This window comes from Rhizobium alarense, assembly GCF_021555155.1.
GTDB classification, from domain to species: domain Bacteria; phylum Pseudomonadota; class Alphaproteobacteria; order Rhizobiales; family Rhizobiaceae; genus Rhizobium_D; species Rhizobium_D alarense.
Map to the genome: position 1 here is coordinate 1 of NZ_JAKGBU010000172.1, position 1979 is coordinate 1979.

The 1979-nt window shown below is 64.1% G+C and carries 3 protein-coding genes and 1 pseudogene; all 4 read right to left on the minus strand.

From position 1 onward, the window contains the following. A partial coding sequence (locus tag LXM94_RS25795; protein WP_235774738.1) for an adenosylhomocysteinase occupies window positions 1-638 on the minus strand: 638 nt, incomplete at its 3' end. Window positions 639-826: 188 nt separating this feature from the next. Continuing rightward, window positions 827-1117: an HPr family phosphocarrier protein gene (locus tag LXM94_RS25800; RefSeq protein WP_408015706.1), complete on the minus strand. Its 291-nt coding sequence runs from the start codon at window positions 1115-1117 to the stop codon at window positions 827-829. Window position 1118: 1 nt separating this feature from the next. Continuing rightward, window positions 1119-1520 (minus strand): PTS sugar transporter subunit IIA, encoded by a 402-nt coding sequence (locus LXM94_RS25805; RefSeq protein ID WP_235774740.1) that lies wholly within the window; start codon window positions 1518-1520, stop codon window positions 1119-1121. A gap of 143 nt (window positions 1521-1663) precedes the next feature. Next, window positions 1664-1979, minus strand: a pseudogene (locus LXM94_RS25810) (HPr kinase/phosphorylase); the annotation flags it as partial.

Genomic DNA, 1979 nt, shown 5'->3' on the forward strand with positions numbered 1-1979 from the left:
GCCGGGAACGGCAGCAGGCCCTTCTGCTGGAGCTGGTAGAGGCGGTTGACGCCGGTCGTCGTCTCTTCCGTGACGCCCCTGATCGCGTCGCGCTGCTTCGTGAACCAGCCCGGCGAAGCGGCAAGGCGCTTCTTGATCTGCGCGAAGAGGATTTCCTCTTCCTCGGAACCCGGATTGACGAGGATGTTCTCGCCCGCCTCGGCGCGCGCGCCGAGCAGGATGTACATGGTCGCGTCGCCGCCGTCGTCGAGGATCATGTTGGAGAGGCCGCCATCGGCCCACTGGAAGATCCTGTCGGTGTAGTCCCAGTACTCGGTCAGCGTCTCGCCCTTGACGGCGAAGACCGGAATGCCGGCAGCGGCGATTGCGGCAGCGGCATGGTCCTGGGTCGAAAAGATGTTGCAGGAGGCCCAGCGAACCTCGGCGCCGAGCGCCACCAGCGTCTCGATGAGAACGGCGGTCTGGATCGTCATGTGCAGCGAGCCGGTGATGCGTGCGCCCTTGAGCGGCTTCGCGGCGCCGAACTCCTCGCGGCAGGACATCAGGCCCGGCATCTCGGTTTCGGCAATGGTGATTTCCTTGCGGCCGAAGTCGGCAAGACCGATGTCGGCGACGTGGTAGTCATGGGATGTGCTCATGAAGATCTCCAAACTGCGGATTCCCGGCCTGTTGCAACGATCTCCGCGCAGGGCGCGGGTGGCCGCCAGCAATCCTGTCTTGCCGTTCGATCGAGGAACGGGGCCGCGGTTGCTGTAGCAGGAAACGTCGGGGGTGGCAATCGTGATATAAAGAAGTCTTTATGTCTTTATATTCGACCTGGCAAAGCTCACATCTCTTCGCCGAAACGGTCGGCGACGAGCGTCTCCAGCGCGTCCAGCGCCTCGGATGCCTGGTTGCCCCTGGCGGTCACCAGCACGGTGCAGCCCGGGCTTGCGGCGAGCATCATCAGTCCCATGATGGAGGTTCCGCCGACCGTCATGCCGTCCTTGGTCACCGTGACCTCGGCATCGAAGCCGTCGACGGTCTGCACGAATTTGGCGGAGGCGCGCGCATGCAGGCCGCGCCGGTTGATGATCAGCAGTTCCTTGCTCAGCGACATGGCGGCGGACGCGTCCATCCTATTTTCCACTCAGCACGCGGCTTGCGACATTGATGTATTTCCGGCCCGCTTCCGATGCCTCGATAAGCACCTTGTCCATCTCGCCGTCGCCGCGAATGCCGGCGAGCTTGATCAGCATCGGCAGGTTGACGCCGGCGATGACCTCGATGCGGCCGCTGCTCATCACGGAAATTGCCAGGTTGGAGGGGGTTCCGCCGAACATGTCGGTCAGGATGATGACGCCGGCGTCGCGGTCTGCCGAGACCACCGCCTCGAGAATGTCCTGCCGCCGCTGATCCATGTCGTCCTCGGGACCGATGCAGACGGTTTCGATCGCCTCTTGCGGACCCACGACATGTTCAAGTGCGTGGCGAAACTCCTCCGCCAGCTTGCCATGGGTGACAAGCACCAGTCCGATCATCAGTTACCGCTCCAATTGCCCAGCATGACGGCGCCGCCCTTATCGCAATGCAACAATCACGTCCCCCGCTGGGGTGGTCATCTTGTCGATGAAAAGGACGAGCGCAAGCCAAAAATGCGGGCTCTGGTGTTTTCGCGGGCGATTCAACCGTCGCCTGCCGCCGGAATCGGCGCCATGGCGACCAGCCGTTCGAACGCCGTGGCGTGGTCGTCGACCGCAAGGCGGCTCACCGGCAGGGCATGGCCGGGGATCAGGTCGTGCCGCTCGTCGGCGGGTGCAAGGCGATCCTCGAACGGTGCCGCCACGAGACGCACGACGTGATGAAGCGGTGCCGCCTCGATCCACTCGACCGGGTGGATGCCGGCACCGCGGAACTCGGCAAGTCCCCGGATCGCCGGGGGCGGACGGCCGATCAGCATGCCGTTGACCGGCTCGACGAAAAGCTGGTCGTCGGCAAGA

Coding starts and splice junctions, on each gene's coding strand:
- LXM94_RS25800 (WP_408015706.1), bottom strand. CDS start 1,117: ATGGACGCGTCCGCCGCCATGTCGCTGAGCAAGGAACTGCTGATCATC.
- LXM94_RS25805 (WP_235774740.1), bottom strand. CDS start 1,520: ATGATCGGACTGGTGCTTGTCACCCATGGCAAGCTGGCGGAGGAGTTT.